Below are 19,361 nucleotides of genomic sequence, written 5' to 3' on the forward strand. Positions count from 1 at the left end.
TAAGGTGGCATAGCAGATATGCAAAAGACCGGTATACTTGCTGCATTAAATATGAAGTCGTTTAATATCATTCTTTTTTCGCTGGTAATTGTCTTCGCAGCAATCTATCTTCCACTAGTCTCGGTTGTTGCTCTTATAGCTGTGATTCTGCTGGGCGTTTATATTAAACAGCCCAGCTGGATTTTTATGATTCTCATCGTCAGTTTTTCATTGTCCATTGATAAAATATTTAGCATTCATCTGGCAGGACTGGATTCGCTGTCCTTCTACAAGCTGGCGATTCTAGGTTTTGTCGTCTCTCTTTTTTTACGCTTTGGTATTCGCAAAGATCTGATCTATCCTGCACTGGCGATTGGTTTTTTATTTGTGGAGAGTTATTTTCTATCGGATCTGCCAAGTAAAGTTAGTCCGCTCGATCCATTCAAGGCTTTTCTGGGAGTCATTGTTCCTTTTTTGTTGCTGATGCCCCACTTCTCAAGAGAGATCAGTCAACGAATTATACGTGTACTCGCATGGTTGCCGCTGTTCAGTCTTGCTGGTGGTTATATTCTGCAACTCGCCGGCATATTGTCCATTACTAACCTGGAGATGTCGGGAGTAACCCGGTTACAGGGTGCCAACATCGCCGCGCATCTGGCCATGTTGTGTTTTATCTCCATCTGCGTCTGTCTGATTCAGATCAAGCAAGGCCATCAGGTTGTTCTGTATTACATGCTTACCTTGACACATCTGGTCATTCTGGTCCAGACGGGAACAAGGGGGCCGCTTATTGCGCTTATTCCGATTATTCTGGTCTACCTTTTTGATCAACTGAAAGCCTTCATCAAAGGCAGAGTCAGCGCGATTATTCCTCTCATTCTGTTTGTTGTTGCAGTGGCCTATATGGTCATTGCGCAGTGGGACAATTATGAGATGAGGTCAGAGAGTAAAGGGTTGTCGGGAAGGGATGTAGCCTGGAATTATTTTATTGGCAAAGCAAATGAGTATCCGATATTTGGACGTGGGCTCGGCTCAACACTTGTAGCGAATGATGGAAGTATTTTTTCTGGATTCGTTGTTCCGCATAATGAATACATTCGTTTTTATTACGATGGCGGTTTAGTTGGAGCCATCCTGTTGTTTCTTTCGCTGCTGCTGGTGTTTCGGGCTGTGTACTTCCGATTGGGCGGCATGATCCGGTTGTATTTTGCCGGTATGATTATCGGTTTTCTGACCTATTCCTTTTTTGACAATACCCTGTCCACGGTTCATCTGATTGCTCCATTCTGTATCTTCCTGAACGCGTTATATGCTACGGGAAATGGAATTCATTCCAAGTCAGGGGCTAAAGCAGAAGTGGATATACAGATACAGCGAGCCAAGGACGTATCCTTTTCAAAGGAGATTAGAACATGAAGGTCTGTTTGATCAGTTCTACAGGCGGTCATTTTGATGAATTAACCAAAATTATTCCTGCGGTTGAAGAACATGATTATTTCCTGATTACCGAGAAAAATAAAAGCAGAAAAGTAGAATCGTCTCAGGGCAAAGTATACTTCTTAATGCAACAAGAGCGGAAGAATGCGATGTTCTTGCTAATCTTTGTGGCTAATATTATCAAGTCGTTCTTTCTATATCTGCGTGAGCGTCCAAAGGTGATCATTACAACAGGGGCAGGAGCTACCTATCCTTTTTGCCTCATCGGTAAAATCTTCGGTGCCAAGCTGATTTATATCGAAAGTTATGCCAAAATCTATTCCTCCAGCGCAACCGGGAGATTGATGTACAAAATCTCGGATGAGTTCTTCATCCAATGGGAAACGTTGCAGGATAGCTATCCCAATGCAAAATACAGGGGGGCTTTATTTTGATATTTGCTATCGTTGGAACCCAGCGTTTTCCCTTCAATCGGATGTTTGAGCTTATTGATGAGGCGATTGAGGCAGGAATTATTGAAGAAGAGGTTATTGCCCAATCCGGATATACCGAGGTTCAGCCCCGAAATTTCACTGTGATTCCTTTCCTTACCCAGGAAGAGATGAATGAATATGTGGAGCGCAGCAGATGCATTATTTCTCATGCGGGTGTGGGTTCCATCACAAATTGTCTTGAACGTGGCAAGCCGGTTATTGTCATTCCACGCCGGAAAGAATGGGGCGAGCATGTGGATGACCATCAGCTTGAAATCTCCAAGGTTTTTCAGGATAACGGCTATGTGGCCGTCGCGGAGAGTCAGGATGAATTGCAAAAACTGGTTCCGTGCATAGAGGAGCTGACGTTCCAGCCTTATGTGAGAAAACAGTCTGATCTGATCTCATCCATTAAAAATTACGTGAACAGTCTGTAAGAGGTATGAAGATTAACCATGAAAAAAAGGAGTCTATCATGAAACCAAAAGTATTGGTTGTTGGATCATCCTTGAAGGATATGGGTGGAATTGTGAGTGTCATCAAAAATATTGAGGATTCCTCCATCTCGGAAATGTATGCCATGCAGCGGGTCGAAACGTATATCACGGGCAGCGTGTTCTCACGGCTGCTTATTTTTATACGGGGATTCATTCAATTCTGGATGAAGCTGTATACGTTTAAGCCGGATATCGTGCATATTCATATGGCAAACAACGGGAGCTTTTATCGGAAGTCTCTATTTCTGCTAACCGCACGAAAGTTGTTTCGAAAGTCAGTCATTCTGCATATTCATGCGGCCAGCTTTGATGATTTCTACAACCAATTTGCTCTGCAGCGTAAGTATTGTCACTACATTCTGAATCAGGCAGATAAGTTGATTGTCTTGTCCCAGACGTGGAAAGAATACTTTGCTACGATTGTGCCGGAGACAGCGATTGAAGTTCTTTATAACGGGGTCTTTGTCAAAGAACCGTTTGTGAGAGAACAACAAACAGCCGTTAATGCTCTTTTCATGGGCAGACTCGGTGAGCGAAAAGGAGTCTACGATCTGCTACAGTCCATTCAGCAATTGAAGGCGCTGGGCGTTACAGCTACCTTTAATCTGGCAGGGGATGGCGAAGTCGAAGAAGTCAAAGCAATCGTGCAGCAGTATGGAATAGAGGATCGTGTCAATGTACTCGGCTGGATTAACGGAGAGCAAAAGGAAAAGCTGATGCGGGAAGCGGATCTACTGGTCCTGCCTTCTTATCATGAGGGATTACCTATGGCCATACTTGAAGCAATGAATTGTGGCTTGCCCATTATATCGACCACCGTCGGAGGCATCCCCGAAGTGATTACATCCGGTCATAATGGGCTGTTAATCGAGCCGGGAGATGTGCACGGGCTGATATCAGCGCTGGAATATCTCATCACGGATGAAGAGGTTAGAGCAAGAATGGGTTCACATAACAGAGAGATTATATCGGATAAATTCGATATGAATCTTCTCGTAGGCAGATTGTCAGGAATATATGATGCCCTTCAAGTGAAGGTATCCTAGTGAACAGGAAAAGGTGATGAAATGAACCCCTTGGTATCTTGCATCATTACGACCCATAACCGGGCCGAGTTATTGAAAAATGCGTTGAGAAGTGTACGAGAGCAAACACATCCGTATCTGGAGATTTTCATTGTGGATGATGGTTCAGAAGATCAGACGCCAGAGATCTGTCAGGCTTGGGCCCGGGAAGATTCACGGATTCGGTACATCCGGGTTCCATATCCCAAAGGAGCCAACCATGCACGGAATGTAGGGATATCTCAAGCCAATGGCAAATACATTGCCTTCCTGGATGATGATGATGAATGGATGCCTGACAAAATAAAAACCCAGGCGGAAGTGCTGGAACGAACCCAGGAATCATTCACCTTTTGCAGCAAGTATCTCGCATACACGAATGAGCAGCATCAGGTGGTCAAACGGAAATTGTCGGTGGAACCTCGCGATGTTATTCGGTATGAGGATCTGCTTACATTCAACTGGATTGGGGAAACGTCCAAAATCATGGTACTTACCTCATTGGCCCGTGAAGTTCGATTCGATGAAAATCTGACATCCGCTCAGGATTATGACTTTTATCTGCGCATATTGAAACGAGGCTACATCGCCGTGAATGTGAAAGAACCGCTGGTGGATATTAACATCCATAGTGGTCCGCGAATTTCAACCTCTACAACGGCCAAGTACAAGGGCCAACGCAAGATCATTTTGAAATACTACAATGACATGTCCAAGGAACAGAAGCGCCGTCAGTTACACCATTATCGAATGCTCGAATGGTCGAGAAATACACTTCGCAATAACGTTTATTTGAAAAAAGCACTGTCGCTGTACCCTTGGTGGAAAGACTGGGTGCTGCTCAAGCGTAATACCAAAATTATGATGCAAGGATTTCTAATGAGATTTCATGCAAGGCGCGCAGTTGGAACGTATACAGAGGAACCTGTGCGAATGAAACTAAAGTAAGAGGTGTCTGGATGGAAAATCCGACGGTGTATATGCTGCCCAAGATGATTGAGAACAATAAATTCAATGAGCTGTTATCCGATTCCATTGAGAACAAGGGATGGGAAGTGAAACAGTTTACCAAAAGAGATCTACTCAAACTGAAAAAAAATGATGTGCTGCATTTTCATTGGCCCAGCTTTTATTACAGAGGTTCATCCGTACTGACAACAGTGATCAAGTCCATTCTGTATGTATTGATGATTTGTTTTGCACGGTTGCGCGGGGCCAAATTGTTCTGGACAGTGCATAACATCTGGCCTCACAACAGCGGTAAGACACGGTTTGATTATTGGATGAGAAAAATACTGGTCCAAAATTGCTCCAAGCTGATTGTCATGGGTAAACCCTTGATCTCGGAGATCTGTTCGACGTTTGGGATTGATTCCAGCCGGATCGAGGTTATTCCGCATGGACATTACAAGGGAGTGTATCAGGGGAAAGGCGTGAATATCCGCTCCCGGTTTGGCATCCCGGAGGATAGTTATGTGTATGCTTTCTTCGGTCAGGTGTCGCCTTACAAAGGCGTGGATGATTTGCTGGAGGCATTCAAGGATCTGGATTCCGAACAAGCCCATCTGTTGATTGCCGGCAAAAAGGTAAAGGATTATGACCTTGGAGATGAATTTCTCAAGAGCGGACATATTCATACCCATTTTCATTTCATCGAAGATGATGAATATTCGGACTATTTTGATGCAGTCGATTCGATCATTCTTCCATACAAGCAAATTGCAACTTCAGGCAGTGCAATTCTGGCATTGACCTTCTGTAAACCGGTGGTGGCACCACGGATTGGCTTGTTGGAGGAATACCTGCCCGAAGATTGTGCGGTACTCTATGAACCTTCCGATCCGGATGGATTACTCAAGGCAATGAATATGATCCGGTTAAAACAATCGGAGTTTCAGGAAGGCAGTGGTTTTGTCAAAGCGTTGGAGCGGCTGGATTGGCCAGTGATTGCCCAAAGGACACTTACCCTGTACTCCAGTTAGTACAGATGAGAGAGTGGACCTAATTGAAAAATATGGGGATGAAATGATGAAGGTAACCGTCGCGATCTGTACGTATAACCGTGCACAGGATGCGGTAGAGGCTATACGAAGTGCGATACAACAGAATTACGCAAGCAGCGACTATGAGATCATACTTATTGATAACAATTCGAAAGACAACACACGGGAAATCGTGCTCCAAACCATCTTGCAGCATGAGAACCATTCAATCCGGTATGTGTTGGAAGAAAAGCAAGGCTTGTCTGTAGCCCGTAACCGGGCCATTCACGAGGCGCGCGGCGAGTATATCCTGTTCCTTGACGATGATGCTTTTGCTTGCAGGGATTGGATTCGCCAGATCGTTAGCGTCTTTGAAATGAATGAAAATATCGGTTGTGTCGGTGGCAAGATTGATCCGATCTGGGAAGTACCTGAGCCAATGTGGATTCCACCGGAGAACAGGTCGCTGTTCACCATTCTGGATTTTGCAGATGAAGTCACTGAGATGAAAAGTCCTTATATTCCATTTGGTGCCAATGTGGCCTTTCGTTTATCCGTCTTTGATCAACTGGCCCCCTTCCGTGAAGACCTTGGAAGAGTGGGCAACAATCTTCTCTCCAGTGAAGAGAGTGAGTTGATTGCAAGAATACGGACAAAGTTCAAGGTATATTACACGCCGTATGGCGCGGTACAACATAAAGTAGCCAAAGAGCGAACGACGAAGAACTGGTTTCTGCGCAGAATCTATTGGCAGGGTGTGAGTGATGCCATTCGGGATCAGGATCGTGGTGTTGTACGTACGGCCAAACATGGGATCAAGCTCGCACAGGGGATCACAACCTCACTGATCTACATTTATAATGCAGATCGGTTCACACGTCAGCTTGCCAAAGTATGTTACCGAAACGGCATGATTGTTGGGTCGCTTCGTCAAAACAGTAAGGGATGAGGATCGCTATGGCGCAAGTTGCACTTCGCAAAGTATTCAGAGGAAACGGCTTAATGAGTGCCATATTTCAGACAAGTGGGACCAATCTGCTGGTCATGACACTGACGATGCTGTCTTCCATTTTGACGTCACGCATGTTCGGTGTAGAGGGAAAGGGCGCATTCTCGGCCATCTTGTTCTGGCCGGCGCTACTAACCGGATTGGTCGGTTTCGGACTACCGACATCCATCATTTATAACATCAAACAGAGCGCAACCGAGAAGAGTGCGCAGTATGTTCGGTTAAGTTTTCTTTTTCAAGTTCCGGTGTGCATCATTATTGGTATTGTGGCCTGGTTTGGATTACCTTTCTGGCTCTCCAGCTTTCCGCCGGAGGTCGTGCAGATATCCAGATGGTATACGATTGCTACCGTTCCTGTACTTATTGTCATCAATCTCATATCAGCGCTCTCGCAGAGTCGGGAGAAATTCGCTGTATATAATGGTATCCGGTTAATGATCCCCCTGTTTAATGTAGGCGGGCTTTTTGTGTTATGGGGCCTGGGGATGCTGAGCATTCAGCTCGCGGCTGCGATCTATTTTGTAACCAGCTTCTCCGTGGTGGCGTGGGCTATCTATGCGAACCGTGATGAATTGAGACTGAGATGGTTCAAGGATCGGGTGGACCAGAGTTCGGCCAAGAAACTTTTTGGTTATGGCAGCAGGGTGTATGGTGTTGAATTACTAGGAACATTGTATACCCAGTTTGATAAAATCATTATTTTGGCTTTGCTCACCCCGCGTGATTTTGGACTGTATTCCGTCGTATTTGCGTTATCCCGAATCTACAATGCCGTTCAAACGGCGATCAGCAATGTTGTTTTCCCAAAAGTGACCGGATTACCCCAAGAGCAGATTATTCGAACGGTCGGCAGAGCCTTCCGCATCTCGCTCATGGTCATGATGATCATTGTAATACCCACCATGTTTGTGGGGAACTACCTGATGGGTCTTCTGTTTGGCTCCGAATTTTTGGAAGCGAGCGTTGCGTTTTATATTTTGGCTGTGGAATGCATCATTGGTGGTGGCTCCTGGATTCTAGCATCTGCATTTAATGCACTGGGTCGGCCAGGACTTGTGATGATCAGACAACTTATTGCACTCTCGGTGACGGTGGCTTTGTTCTTTGTATTCACTCCGCTGTGGGGGCTCAACGGAATTGCAATTGCCTTATTGATCGGGTCCATTGTACGAATGGTGGTTACTGTGGCTGCGATGAAGATTGTATTTAAGGTGAAGTTTGCCGCCATGTTCTATGACAAGGAAGATATACCGTTTCTCTATGAACGGTTAAACAAAAAAAGAAGAAGAGTCACCCAAGGAGGAGATGGAGATGCTGGGCACTAACAATATTCATCCAATGGAAGAGTTGAAGGGACATTTACGTCAGATTTTGAAGGTCATTCCACCGCGTACCGAAATCTATTATTTGGATTACCCGGTGCACAGCAATGGTGGCGACTTGTTGATTATGAAAGGTACTGAGGCTTTCTTCCGGGACAATGATATTCATGTACGTGCCAGATACAGCATTCTGGATTGCCCTTTGTCCCTCAAGGTACCGGAAGGTATCACGATTGTGTTGCACGGGGGAGGTAACTTTGGTGATCTGTACCCTGCCCATCAGAAATTGAGAGAGCGCATGATCGCCCAGCATCCGAATCACCGGATTGTCATTCTGCCACAGACGATGTTTTACAAGAGTGATATTGAATTGAAAAAGACAGCCCAAGTATTCAATCGTCATAAGGATGTGCACTTTTTTGTCCGGGATACCTTATCTTATGAGATAGCCAGTAAAGAATTTCAACAAACGAATGTGTACCTTTCTCCGGATATGGCGCATCAGTTGTGGCCTCTTAAGTCCAAGAGCAAGCCTACCGCAGAGATGTTGTATTTCTTCCGGAAAGACATTGAGAAAACTCAGAATCAGGTGCATTACGAATCCGTCAGTGGACCCAAGGCCACGTTTAAAGACTGGGAGACATTGTACAACCGGGTAGACCGGAAGATCATTCGCATGATTACGTCCCGGTTAAAGTCAGGGAAAGGCAGCTCTTTCGCCCGCTGGTTGTGGTACAAATACTCTGATCGGATGGTACATACGGCCATTAAGGAATTCAATCAATACCAGACCATTACGACATCCCGTCTGCATGGACATATTCTGGCCTGTCTCCTGGATCAACCGAACATCCTGCTGGATAATTCATACGGCAAGAACTCGAATTATTATGCAGCTTGGACCAAGAGTAATCCGGCAGGCAGACTGGAGTCCAATCAGACCAGCACATATAACAAGCCAACCGAGACTGGCAAGGGAGCAAGTACGGTTGTGCTGTCGGATGGTGCAGCCCTATGAGAAGTATTCTGTTATCTGGTGGTTCTGGCAAGCGTCTGTGGCCGTTATCCAACGATTCCAGATCCAAGCAATTTCTTAAAGTTCTTCATGGGCCAGAGGGAAGTCCGGAATCCATGGTACAGCGGGTATGGCGACAGCTGAATCATGCGGGACTTGCATCAGAAGCGCTGATCGCGACCAGTTTGCCACAGGTGGAGATTCTGACTTCTCAGCTGGGAGATGATGTGAGACTGGTTGTGGAGCCTGAGCGCAGAGATACGTTTCCTGCGATTGCACTCGCTGCCTCCTATCTGTATTCCGTAGAGAGTGTGAGTCTGAATGAGACGATTGCAGTGTTGCCTGTAGATCCCTTTGTTGAAAAAGAATTCTTCGAGGTGCTGGCAACCTTACCGGAGATGCTTGATAAGTCTGGTGCTGATCTGGCCTTGATGGGAGTTGTGCCGACGTACCCGTCAGAGAAGTACGGATACATCATTCCGCAATCCCTATCTTCCAGTGACAATAACAATGAATACGTGAATGTAGCGAAGTTCCAGGAGAAACCCTGCGAATCCGATGCGGTCCTCATGATTGAGCAGGCCGCATTATGGAATTGCGGGGTTTTTGCTTTTAAGCTGGGTTATTTGATTAATCTGCTCATTGAGATGGAACTGCCAATCCAGTATGACGAAATGCTGAAGCAATACGGAAGATTGAACAAGATCAGTTTTGATTACCAGGTTGTCGAGAAGGCAAATCAGATTATCGCTATTCCGTATAACGGCTTCTGGAAAGATCTAGGCACGTGGAACACACTCACGGAAGAGATGGGAAGCTCGGTTGTAGGAAAAGGGTGGATTACGGGAGATTCTTTGAATACCCACCTGGTCAATGAATTGAACATTCCGGTTGCCATATTGGGATTGTCGGATGTGGTGGTCGCCGTGAGTCCGGATGGCATTCTGGTCAGTGACAAAGAAGCCAGCCCACGGATCAAGGAAATCTTAAAGAACGAGGATCAACGCCCCATGTATGAGGAGCGCAGGTGGGGTTGCTACCGGGTTCTGGATTACACAAGAAACGAAGCTGGCGGTGAGGTTCTCACCAAACGAATCTGCATCAGTGCCGGGAAAAACCTGAGTTATCAATACCATTTGCTTCGCAATGAGGTATGGACGGTTGTATCGGGAACTGGGGAATTGATTCTGAATGGGCAGAGCCGAATGATCGGGCAAGGAGATACGGTGATCATTGACCGGAGTATGCTTCATTCCGTCAGAGCCGTTACGGAACTGGAGATCATTGAGGTACAGATCGGCAGTCAGCTGATTGAGGAAGATATCGTTAGAGTGTCTACCGAATGGCAGGACATTGTTCAGACATATGTGAAGCACGCGTAACCAACACATTAGAACATGGGGGAGATTATGGAATGAATATTACGGTGATTGGCACAGGGTATGTGGGTTTGGTATCAGGCGTATGTTTTTCGGAACTGGGAAATAACGTGATCTGTGTCGACAACAATGTGGAAAAAGTGAATATGTTAATGGACGGTCATGTTCCGATCTATGAACCGGGTCTGAAGGATATCATGAATGCCAATATGAAAGCAGGAAGGCTGTCCTTCACCACCAACATTCAGGATGCTATCAGTCGTTCGGATATTATTATCATCGCGGTGGGTACGCCATCCCTGCCTAATGGCGAAGCAAATCTGAGCTTTATTGAGCTTGTCGCGCGAGAAATAGGTTCTTATATGGATAATTATAAAATAATAATGACTAAAAGCACTGTTCCTGTCGGAACCAATGATCGTATTCAGGAATGGATCAGCAGTTTGACGAATCACCCATTCGACATGGCATCGGTACCGGAGTTCCTGCGAGAAGGTACCGCTGTCCAGGATACACTCTATCCTGACCGGATAGTCATTGGGACACATAGCGAACGGGCGGTTGCCACACTGAAAGAGCTGCATCAGCCATTAACCGATCAGATTATTGTTACAGATATTCGTTCGGCCGAAATGATTAAATATGCATCCAACGCTTTCCTGGCAACCAAGATCTCATTTATCAACGAAATCTCTAACATCTGTGAAAAAGTAGGAGCAGATGTCAGCCGTGTTGCCGAAGGCATGGGCTATGACAGACGAATCGGTGCCTCCTTTCTCAAGGCAGGCATTGGTTACGGAGGTTCCTGTTTCCCTAAGGATACACAGGCTCTGATTCAAATTGCAGGTAATGTGGATTATGACTTCAAACTGCTGAAGTCCGTGGTGGAAGTGAACAAAGATCAACGCTTCAACGTCATTCGTAAACTGGAAGACGCACTGGGCTCACTCGAAGGGAAGGAGATTGCCATCTGGGGGCTTGCTTTCAAACCGGATACCGATGACGTTCGGGATGCTCCGGCGATTGAGATCATTCAACGTTTGCTTGAGCAGGGAGCAGTGATTCGGGCATATGACCCCATCGCTACCGAGAACTTCCGCAAAGAGGTGGATTCCCCATCCATTACGTGGGAAGAGCGTGCCATGAAAGCGGCGGAAGGTGCTGATGCACTCTGTGTTCTGACGGAATGGAAAGAGTTCATGGAGGTTAATCTGACTGATTTGGCAGCGCATATGAACCAACCCATCCTGATTGATGGAAGAAACATCTACGGAGAAGATCAGATTAAAGATACGTCCTTTCAATACTACTCCGTTGGTCGTCCAGGTCTAACCAATATCGATGGTAGAAAAACGGCAGTCATCTAACGGAGGCCATAACATGAGACGCGGGATCAAAATAACATTAGGTGCCATTTCCCTTGTTGCAGTTGTTATGATTGGATATTCTGTGTACCTGTATTCGCATGTCAAATCAGCGGCGGATCAAATGTATGAACCCCGGGAACCCATCAAGCAGGTATCTATTGTCGACCAGCGCGGTGGGGGAGATTTCCCTGTGGACATGGAGAATGAAGAACCTTTTAATGCTTTGATCCTGGGTGTGGATGAACGTTCCAATGATCGGGGGCGCTCCGACACCATGATTGTATTAAGTGTTAATCCTGCGAAGCAATCCGCTCTTATGTTTAACATCCCCCGAGATACCAGAACAAATATTGTTGGACACGGCACGGAGGATAAGATCAACCATGCATACGCTTTTGGGGGCGTTAACATGTCTGTGCAAACGGTGGAACAATTGCTTGACGTTCCCATACATTACTACATGAAAGTGAATATGGAGGGCTTTGCACAAGTCATCGACATGGTGGGCGGAGTGAATGTGAATAACCCGTTTGCATTTGACTATGAGGGTTACCGGTTCGAGCAAGGGAAGATTCATCTGGATGGTGAAGCGGCTTTGGGATTTTCGCGGATGCGTTATGATGATCCGAAGGGGGATCTCGGACGGAATGACCGTCAGCGGGAGATCATCAAACAAGTGCTGAAGAATACGGTCCAGGTATCGAACGTGTTGCAACTGGAGACGTTGCTGGACGAAGTCAGTGCTCACGTCAGAACCGACGTTACCTTTGATGAGATGAAGCAGATGTTCTCCAATTATCGTTCGGTACTGGATCATATTGAATCCGTTGAGATTAAAGGCACGGGCAAGAAAATAGACGGAGTGTACTACTATATCGTGGAACAGTCGGAACGAGACAGGATACATCAGATGATTGAAGAACATTCAAAATGATCGGATAGGGCGGTGAACCAGATGCGTATCTCCAGACTAATGAAATTGTCCCTGATTGTGCTACTCATGTATATGCTCATGATACCGGCAAGTACAAATTATGTTCAATCAGCTCAAAACTATCAGTGGAATAATATACCTATTGGTGGTGGGGGGTACGTTACGGGGGTGGTCATTCATCCGACTGAGCCTGATCTGGTTTACGCTCGAACTGATGTTGGAGGAGCTTACCGACTGGATGTAACTTCAGGAGATTGGATTCCACTACTGGATCATTTTGGAGATGAGGACAGTAATCTGTACGGCGTGGATGGAATTGCGCTGGATCAGCAAAATCCCAACGTTGTGTATATCGCTGCTGGGAAGTACGGGAACGTGGGGCCAAGTGATATTCTGAAATCCACAGACCGGGGAGAAACCTGGATTCGAACCGGACTTAATCTTCGGAATGAATCGAATGGAAATATCCATCGAGCCATGGGAGAGAGCATCGCGGTTAATCCCACGAACTCCAATTACCTGCACGTGGGTACACGATATGATGGATTGTATACTTCCAGTGATGGTGCATCCACGTGGAGCAAGGTATGGGATGTACCTAGCGGGCTGTCCGGTGAGGGGATTCGGAGTGTAGCATATGGATTGAATCCCGTGACGAAGCAAGGTCAAGTTGTGTATGCGGGGGTTCGCGGCATTGGTGTGTATAGCAAAGCACCAAGAAGCAATGGGCAGACCACCTGGCAACTTACCGGGAGAAGCCCCGAATATCCTGCACGTATGACTGTAGCGAAGAACGGAACGTTGTATGTGACCACGGATAATCAAGGCGTATACAAGTTCAATGGTGTGCAGTGGACGAATATAACACCCAGCTCTAGTTACTCATCTTATTATGGAATCACGATTGATCCGAATAATGATAATCACATCCTGGCAGCCGTTCGAACAGGCGGAGATAATCTTCCGCTGTATCGTTCCGTTAATGGCGGGCTGAGTTGGACAACAGTGAGCAAAACGTTGGTATCCAAACCGTCATGGTGGACACCCAACATGTTTTTCTCAGCAACATCCAGTATCAAATTTGATCCGCATAATCCGGGCACCGTATACGCTACAGACTGGTTTGGCGTGTACAAGACGGAAAATATCAATGGTACCAATGGATTGACTGGCAGTACAGCGAGTACTTGGGAAGCTATCACCGATGGACATGAAGAAGTCGTCGCACTCACGGCCTCCACACCACCTCAGGGTGTTTCATTCTTTAGTGGTTTAACGGATCAGGTCGGATTTAGACATGAAAATGTAACCGATGTTCCTATTAATAAAATCCCACTCTCAGGTATGCGAGAAATTGTGAGTATTGACTATCATGAGGCAAACCCGAATTACATGATATTTCTGGGAAGCAGTGACTGGTATGGTACCACCACACGCTTATTTGTCTCTTCCAATAACGGGGTTACCGTAACTCCAATGAATGTTCCGGCTGGCTCCAAGCTGGGGAGGGTCGCCTACTCGGCCATCAATCCGAATGTAATTGTTTATTACCCCCAGACCGGTAATCCGGTCAGAAGCACGAATCGTGGCGCAACATGGCAAAATATGAATGGTGCCCCATTTCAGGCCATCGGGGGGAATATGGTCTTTGCCTATAATCATCCACTGGCTGCGGATCGCATCAATGGATATAAATTTTATATGTATGCTGCCGGTTATCTGTATCGGTCTACGGATGCAGGAGCCAACTGGTCCAAGGCCAATGCGGTTCGCCTTCCTATTAATACGGATATCAATACAAGCTTCATTAAAGTCGAGGCTGCACCTGGCGTGGCGAATAATGTATGGGTGAGTCTGGGAACCGATGGATTATATGCATCAACGAACTCTGGAAATACCTTTTCCAAGATCCCGGGTGTGCAGAATTCCAAACTATTTGCCTTTGGAAAAGCGAAGCCGGGTAAATTAGTTCCAGCTGTCTATGTATATGGTACCGTAAATAACGTGAATGGATTCTTCCGTTCAGATGATATGGGGGCAACCTGGAACAATATAGGTCCTTTAGGTAATGGAATCGGGCTGGGCAATGAACCGCAAATTATGGTGGCAGACCGTCAAATCTATGGTCAGCTATATGTAGGTACAAATGGCAGAGGCATGTATGTTGGATCAATAGAATAACGAGAGAGATATGAAAGTGGTGAAGATCAAAATGATGGAGGAGGGCTCCGGGCGCACGAGACAAAAGCATGTACGAAGAACGTACGGATTTCTCATTGCTCTGCTGTTGATTGTGATCTGGATTCTGGTCATCTGGTCCATGTCCACGCAATCCTCTCAACAGCAAGACATTCAGCCTTGGCTTCATAAATGGTCCCAAAAATTGCACATCGGTTTTACACTTCCTGATGTGCAATTCACTTACGGGGAGTATGAGTATTCGCTGAAACAGAGGCCGTATGATTTTGCAGAGTTCATCTTTCGCAAGAGTGCGCATTTATTTGTATACGCTGTGCTCGCCGTGCTTGTCTATGGCGGGCTGCGGTACAGAAGAACATCCCTTGTAACCAGTATCGTTTCTGCTCTGGCTGTGGTGTTTGTTATAGCCTCCATTGATGAGTATATTCAACAGTTCAGCCCGGACAGGACAAGCTCGATACGTGATGTTGGAGTGGACTTGCTCGGCGGTTGCTGTGGGATTGCCATATATGCAGGGCTTCAGTCCATGATCCGAAGGATCAGAAAGGAGGGAAAGCGTACTTCCATTCACAGCGAGTGATTTCCCAGGAAATTAGATGTATCGTTCAACTTCTACTTGTCTGCCATCCATCATAAGTATGGAGTAGGACAAGGAGGACTGGACATGCTGCGAAGAAGGAACCGGAATGCTTTGCTCAAAAAGATCGGGTTCATCACGATCATTGTATTATTGCTGTGGTTGATTGCCAGAACCATTCCGTATTTGTTTCAGGCAGATACAACGGATGAAGCTGCTGCTGTTGCCGAAGAGTTCTACAAATATGAGCAGACGGGTGACTTCGGCAGTTCATGGGAACTTTTTCATCCCCTGATGAAAGAGCGGTTTCCCAAGAGTGCTTACGTACAGAACAGAGCACATATATTTATGCAGCACTTTGGCGTGGAAACGTTTGAGTTGGAGATGGAGAAGCCGGAGCGCGAGTTCGATGTAACCGTGATCGATGGCGTTAAGCCATTTTCTGAAGCCTACCGAATTCGGGTCACCCAGAAGTACTCAGGTACCTTTGGCCAATTCGATATTGTGCAGACCTGTTATCTGGTAGAGGATGGCGATGAGTGGACCTTACTCTGGTATTATCCAAATCAGAAAAATGAGGATACCTCGCAGGTCGACAATAGTGACTGATCAAGAAATAATATTAACCCATACATTGAACCGAATTGTATCATTTACCTAACATCTGGCTCCATAAATGCGAGACTTTTGTCGCATTTATGGAGCTTTTTTTGTATTTTGCTTATTTTTATGGCTTTGAAGCCTTGACATTAGTCCCGGTGTCAAGTAAATTACGAGATAGATACAAAATGTATCAATTTTCAGCGTCTAACGACAAATAACAAGGACTTCTAAGCTCCTTGTGAGGGGAAGGAATATCATTGATCGAAACGGGCCGCTTTTACTGTGTCAGTTGTGGGATGATTGTGTCGGTCACTAGAAGCTCTGTCGAAATGAAGGAAGAGGGCAATGGAGGCAATCACGTATTTCGCACCGGATTCTACCGGAGTGAAATGCCGCTTGGATGCTGTGAAGCGTGTGTAGTTGAAGCGAAACGTCAGGGGAAATCCCAGTTTGCGGGACAATATACTAAAGATTATGATACACTATGTTCATATGAGAAACGGGCATGAATGATGTGCTCGTCCATGAAGGAGGGGATTGAATGCAGCAGGAGCCGGTCGTCCGGATTCAGGGCGTCAGCAAAATCATATCCTCCCGATCATTGGTCAGCGACCTGACTCTGGATATTTCTCCGGGGCAGGTTTTTGGTTTTTTAGGACCTAATGGCGCGGGGAAAACAACAACGATTCGGATGATGGTTGGACTGATGTCCATCAGTAAAGGTGACATTTTCATCTCGGGACACAGTGTGAAGAATGAATTTGAACAGGCGGTAGCCCAGGTAGGAGCTATTGTAGAAAATCCGGAAATGTACAAGTTTCTGACCGGGTACCAGAATCTCGTTCACTTTGCCCGCATGTCGCCGGGAGTTACGAAAGAACGTATTGCGGAAACGATTGAACGTGTGGGGCTTACCGCCCGTATTCACGATAAGGTCAAAACCTATTCACTGGGCATGCGCCAGCGTCTGGGGGTCGCGCAAGCGATATTACATAAACCGAAGCTGCTTGTACTGGATGAGCCGACCAATGGTTTGGACCCGCAGGGTATACGGGAACTGAGAGATTATTTGCGTCAGCTCACCCAAGAGGAAGGTATTACGGTCTTTGTATCCAGTCATTTATTGTCGGAGATGGAGCTGATGTGTGATACAGTGGCCATCATCCAGAACGGCAAGTTGATCGATGTAAGAAACCTTCGGGCTGAAGCCGGTTCGGATGCATTAATCGAAGTTGCTTTTGAGCTGAATGATGCTGACCGCGCTGCGGATCTGATTCAGGGTGCTATCGTGCAGGGCAATGTCCTGGTGATGCGGGTGTCTCGTGAGCAGATTCCGGATATCAATGCCAAGCTGGTTAGTGAAGGGTTTCAGGTATACGGTATTCGTAACGTGACTCACACCCTGGAAGAACAATTCTTGCAAGTCACTGGGGGTGGAGGAATTGGGTAGTTTCGGTAATCTGATATTGAATGAGAATATGAAAATTTTCCGTCGTCCCCGTACCTGGATCATGTTATCGATTCTGGCGCTGATCTCGCTATTAATGCCAGTGTTACTGCGAGAAGGCATGGGGTCCAATGAAGTTTTGTACTGGGAAGCGGCTGTAACGACCATCCAGATTACGTTTTTCCTGAACACGATCTTCTGTGTCGTGATTGCAGCGGAATCGGTTGCGGGCGAATTTACCTGGGGAACCATCAAGCTATTGCTGATCCGTCCATGGTCACGAAGCAAAGTTCTTGCTTCCAAATATCTGACCGTCGTTGGCTTCAGTATTGTCAGTACATTGCTGATCATCGCGATGGCCATGCTAACGTCTTATATCCTTTTCTCGCATGATGCTCCGGGAGGAAGCAGTAGTCCGGCTACGAATGCTCTGACGTTATGGGGATATTTGTACGTTGATCTGTTCATTACGCTTGCGATTGCTTTTATGGTGTCCTCCGTATTTCGTTCAGGTGCACTTGCGATTGGATTATCCCTGTTCATTATGTTCTCACAGAGTATCTTCTCGCTCATATTCAATCCGGTCCGTTATGAGTGGGCCAAGTATGTTCTATTCAACAACATGGATCTGAGCAAATACATGACCTCCGGGGCGGATTTTGCGCTAATGGGTGGCCCGAGTGCAGGAATGACACTAGGTTTCTCCATTGCAGTCCTGGCGGTGTATTACGTTATTTTCATGGTGATTTCCTGGGTTGTATTCAGCAAAAGAGATGTGGCAGGCTAACGCCTGCTTCTTTTTTTTGCTCCAATGTTTGTTTTGGAAAGAAAATAAGTGTATATTCAGCATCGCCTGTGGCATGACTGTCATTTAAGGGTACTTATAAATGACTAGATATACATATGAACGCTCCAGTCAATTTGGCAGAGCAGCGCATGGAGGGATCACGTTTCTTGATAAATAACAAGTTCTACCGCATATGCACAGCGATTATTCTGCTGCTGCTCATCGTGTATCTGGGGGAAAAAGTGAACTTTATTTTCAGCCCCTTGACCTCACTGATTCATATCATCATCATTCCGCTGCTGATTGCTGGTTTCTTCTATTATCTGCTGCGCCCCCTCGTCGATTATATGGAAAGGCATAAGATCAAACGTGCATTGTCAGTTCTGATTATTTATGTCGTAATTGCACTAATCCTTGCAGGTTTTAGTGTGCTTGTATGGCCTTCCCTGCGTGAACAATTGATGAATTTCGTGGAGAATGCTCCAGCGTTGGTTACTTCACTCAGCGATCAGTTGAATGCACTTGAAAAGAGCAATTTTGTGTCCAGATACCTGCCTGATGATTCCAATCTATTCTCACGATTATCCGATGTTCTGAGCCAAGGGATCACACAGGTAACCAATTATGTCTCAGGGTTATTCTCCGTGGTATCCAATCTGGTTATTATCCTGGCAACGTTTCCGATCATGTTGTATTACATGCTCAAGGAAGGCAGCAAGTTTGGAACGAATCTGACTTTATTGCTGCCAAGACATTATCGGAAGGATGGGGAAGAAACCGTCCATGAGATCGATGAAGCACTAAGCAACTATATTGTTGGCCGGGTTATTGTTAATGTAGCCCTGGGGATTTTGATGTACATCGGTTTTCTCATTTTAGGTTTGCCTTACGCATTGCTGCTGACGGTTGTATCCATTATTCTGAACTTCATCCCTTATGTGGGTGCTTTGCTGGCAGCTATTCCGGTTGTCATTGTTGCGTTTATCGAATCACCTTCGATGGCGATCTGGTCACTGGTCATCATTGTAATCGCACAGCAAATCCAGGATAACCTGATCTCACCTTACGTCTATGGCAAGCAGCTCGATATTCATCCACTGACTACCGTTATCCTTTTGCTCGTGGGTGCTGACCTGGGAAATATCTTGGGTATGATCATCGTAATTCCTCTATATATGATTCTGAAAATTATAGTTCGCAAAATCCATTATCGGATTGTTGAAGATAAGACTGAAACTTAAATGGAAGTTGAAATACAACGCTATCATGTGTGCCACTACTAATGTTTGT

The 19,361-nt window shown here is 46.0% G+C and carries 19 protein-coding genes; all 19 read left to right on the plus strand.

Annotated elements, in window-relative coordinates:
* Positions 1-18: 18 nt before the first annotated feature.
* Positions 19-1,395, plus strand: coding sequence for an O-antigen ligase family protein (locus AC4E8D_RS06600; protein WP_339307245.1), 1,377 nt, complete (start codon positions 19-21; stop codon positions 1,393-1,395).
* Complete coding sequence (gene pssD / locus AC4E8D_RS06605; protein ID WP_036668906.1) at positions 1,392-1,850, plus strand: PssD/Cps14F family polysaccharide biosynthesis glycosyltransferase; 459 nt, start codon at positions 1,392-1,394, stop codon at positions 1,848-1,850. The genes AC4E8D_RS06600 and pssD overlap by 4 nt, the downstream gene beginning before the upstream one ends.
* Positions 1,847-2,326 (plus strand): PssE/Cps14G family polysaccharide biosynthesis glycosyltransferase, encoded by a 480-nt coding sequence (gene pssE, locus AC4E8D_RS06610; RefSeq protein WP_221819116.1) that lies wholly within the window; start codon positions 1,847-1,849, stop codon positions 2,324-2,326. The genes pssD and pssE overlap by 4 nt, the downstream gene beginning before the upstream one ends.
* A gap of 38 nt (positions 2,327-2,364) precedes the next feature.
* Positions 2,365-3,432 carry a glycosyltransferase family 4 protein gene (locus tag AC4E8D_RS06615; protein WP_221819117.1) on the plus strand — a complete coding sequence of 356 codons (1,068 nt, stop codon included), beginning with the start codon at positions 2,365-2,367 and terminating at the stop codon, positions 3,430-3,432.
* A 21-nt stretch (positions 3,433-3,453) separates the two neighbouring features.
* The gene (locus AC4E8D_RS06620; protein WP_221819118.1) at positions 3,454-4,398 is read left to right on the plus strand and encodes a glycosyltransferase family 2 protein; all 945 of its coding nucleotides are present in this window, start codon (positions 3,454-3,456) and stop codon (positions 4,396-4,398) included.
* 11 nt (positions 4,399-4,409) lie between these two features.
* Complete coding sequence (locus AC4E8D_RS06625; protein ID WP_221819119.1) at positions 4,410-5,432, plus strand: glycosyltransferase; 1,023 nt, start codon at positions 4,410-4,412, stop codon at positions 5,430-5,432.
* A 43-nt stretch (positions 5,433-5,475) separates the two neighbouring features.
* Positions 5,476-6,381, plus strand: a complete 906-nt coding sequence (locus AC4E8D_RS06630; protein ID WP_256704149.1) for a glycosyltransferase — start codon at positions 5,476-5,478, stop codon at positions 6,379-6,381.
* Between the two features lie 8 nt (positions 6,382-6,389).
* Positions 6,390-7,766: a lipopolysaccharide biosynthesis protein gene (locus AC4E8D_RS06635; protein WP_221819120.1), complete on the plus strand. Its 1,377-nt coding sequence runs from the start codon at positions 6,390-6,392 to the stop codon at positions 7,764-7,766.
* A complete protein-coding gene (locus AC4E8D_RS06640; RefSeq protein ID WP_036668919.1) occupies positions 7,753-8,781 on the plus strand; it encodes a polysaccharide pyruvyl transferase family protein in 1,029 nt (342 codons plus the stop codon). Before AC4E8D_RS06635 ends, AC4E8D_RS06640 begins: the two co-directional genes overlap by 14 nt.
* Positions 8,778-10,160, plus strand: coding sequence for a sugar phosphate nucleotidyltransferase (locus tag AC4E8D_RS06645; RefSeq protein WP_221819121.1), 1,383 nt, complete (start codon positions 8,778-8,780; stop codon positions 10,158-10,160). The genes AC4E8D_RS06640 and AC4E8D_RS06645 overlap by 4 nt, the downstream gene beginning before the upstream one ends.
* A 32-nt stretch (positions 10,161-10,192) precedes the next feature.
* Positions 10,193-11,524 carry a UDP-glucose dehydrogenase family protein gene (locus tag AC4E8D_RS06650; RefSeq protein ID WP_047841972.1) on the plus strand — a complete coding sequence of 444 codons (1,332 nt, stop codon included), beginning with the start codon at positions 10,193-10,195 and terminating at the stop codon, positions 11,522-11,524.
* 13 nt (positions 11,525-11,537) lie between these two features.
* A complete protein-coding gene (locus AC4E8D_RS06655) occupies positions 11,538-12,458 on the plus strand; it encodes an LCP family glycopolymer transferase (protein WP_221819122.1) in 921 nt (306 codons plus the stop codon).
* Positions 12,459-12,479: 21 nt separating this feature from the next.
* Entirely contained in the window at positions 12,480-14,639 is a 2,160-nt protein-coding gene (locus AC4E8D_RS06660) for a hypothetical protein (RefSeq protein ID WP_221819123.1), read from the plus strand.
* A 10-nt stretch (positions 14,640-14,649) separates the two neighbouring features.
* Entirely contained in the window at positions 14,650-15,237 is a 588-nt protein-coding gene (locus AC4E8D_RS06665; protein WP_221819124.1) for a VanZ family protein, read from the plus strand.
* Positions 15,238-15,321: 84 nt separating this feature from the next.
* Positions 15,322-15,843: a hypothetical protein gene (locus AC4E8D_RS06670; protein WP_221819125.1), complete on the plus strand. Its 522-nt coding sequence runs from the start codon at positions 15,322-15,324 to the stop codon at positions 15,841-15,843.
* Positions 15,844-16,166: 323 nt separating this feature from the next.
* Positions 16,167-16,346, plus strand: coding sequence for a hypothetical protein (locus AC4E8D_RS06675; protein WP_036611302.1), 180 nt, complete (start codon positions 16,167-16,169; stop codon positions 16,344-16,346).
* Positions 16,347-16,378: 32 nt separating this feature from the next.
* Positions 16,379-17,287, plus strand: a complete 909-nt coding sequence (locus tag AC4E8D_RS06680) for an ABC transporter ATP-binding protein (RefSeq protein WP_221819126.1) — start codon at positions 16,379-16,381, stop codon at positions 17,285-17,287.
* The gene (locus AC4E8D_RS06685; RefSeq protein WP_036668933.1) at positions 17,280-18,071 is read left to right on the plus strand and encodes an ABC transporter permease; all 792 of its coding nucleotides are present in this window, start codon (positions 17,280-17,282) and stop codon (positions 18,069-18,071) included. The genes AC4E8D_RS06680 and AC4E8D_RS06685 overlap by 8 nt, the downstream gene beginning before the upstream one ends.
* 167 nt (positions 18,072-18,238) lie before the next feature.
* On the plus strand, positions 18,239-19,312 hold the full coding sequence (locus AC4E8D_RS06690) for an AI-2E family transporter (protein ID WP_260632581.1): 1,074 nt from the start codon (positions 18,239-18,241) through the stop codon (positions 19,310-19,312).
* Positions 19,313-19,361: the final 49 nt, after the last annotated feature.

It is taken from the genome of Paenibacillus sp. SRL342 (assembly GCF_984798905.1).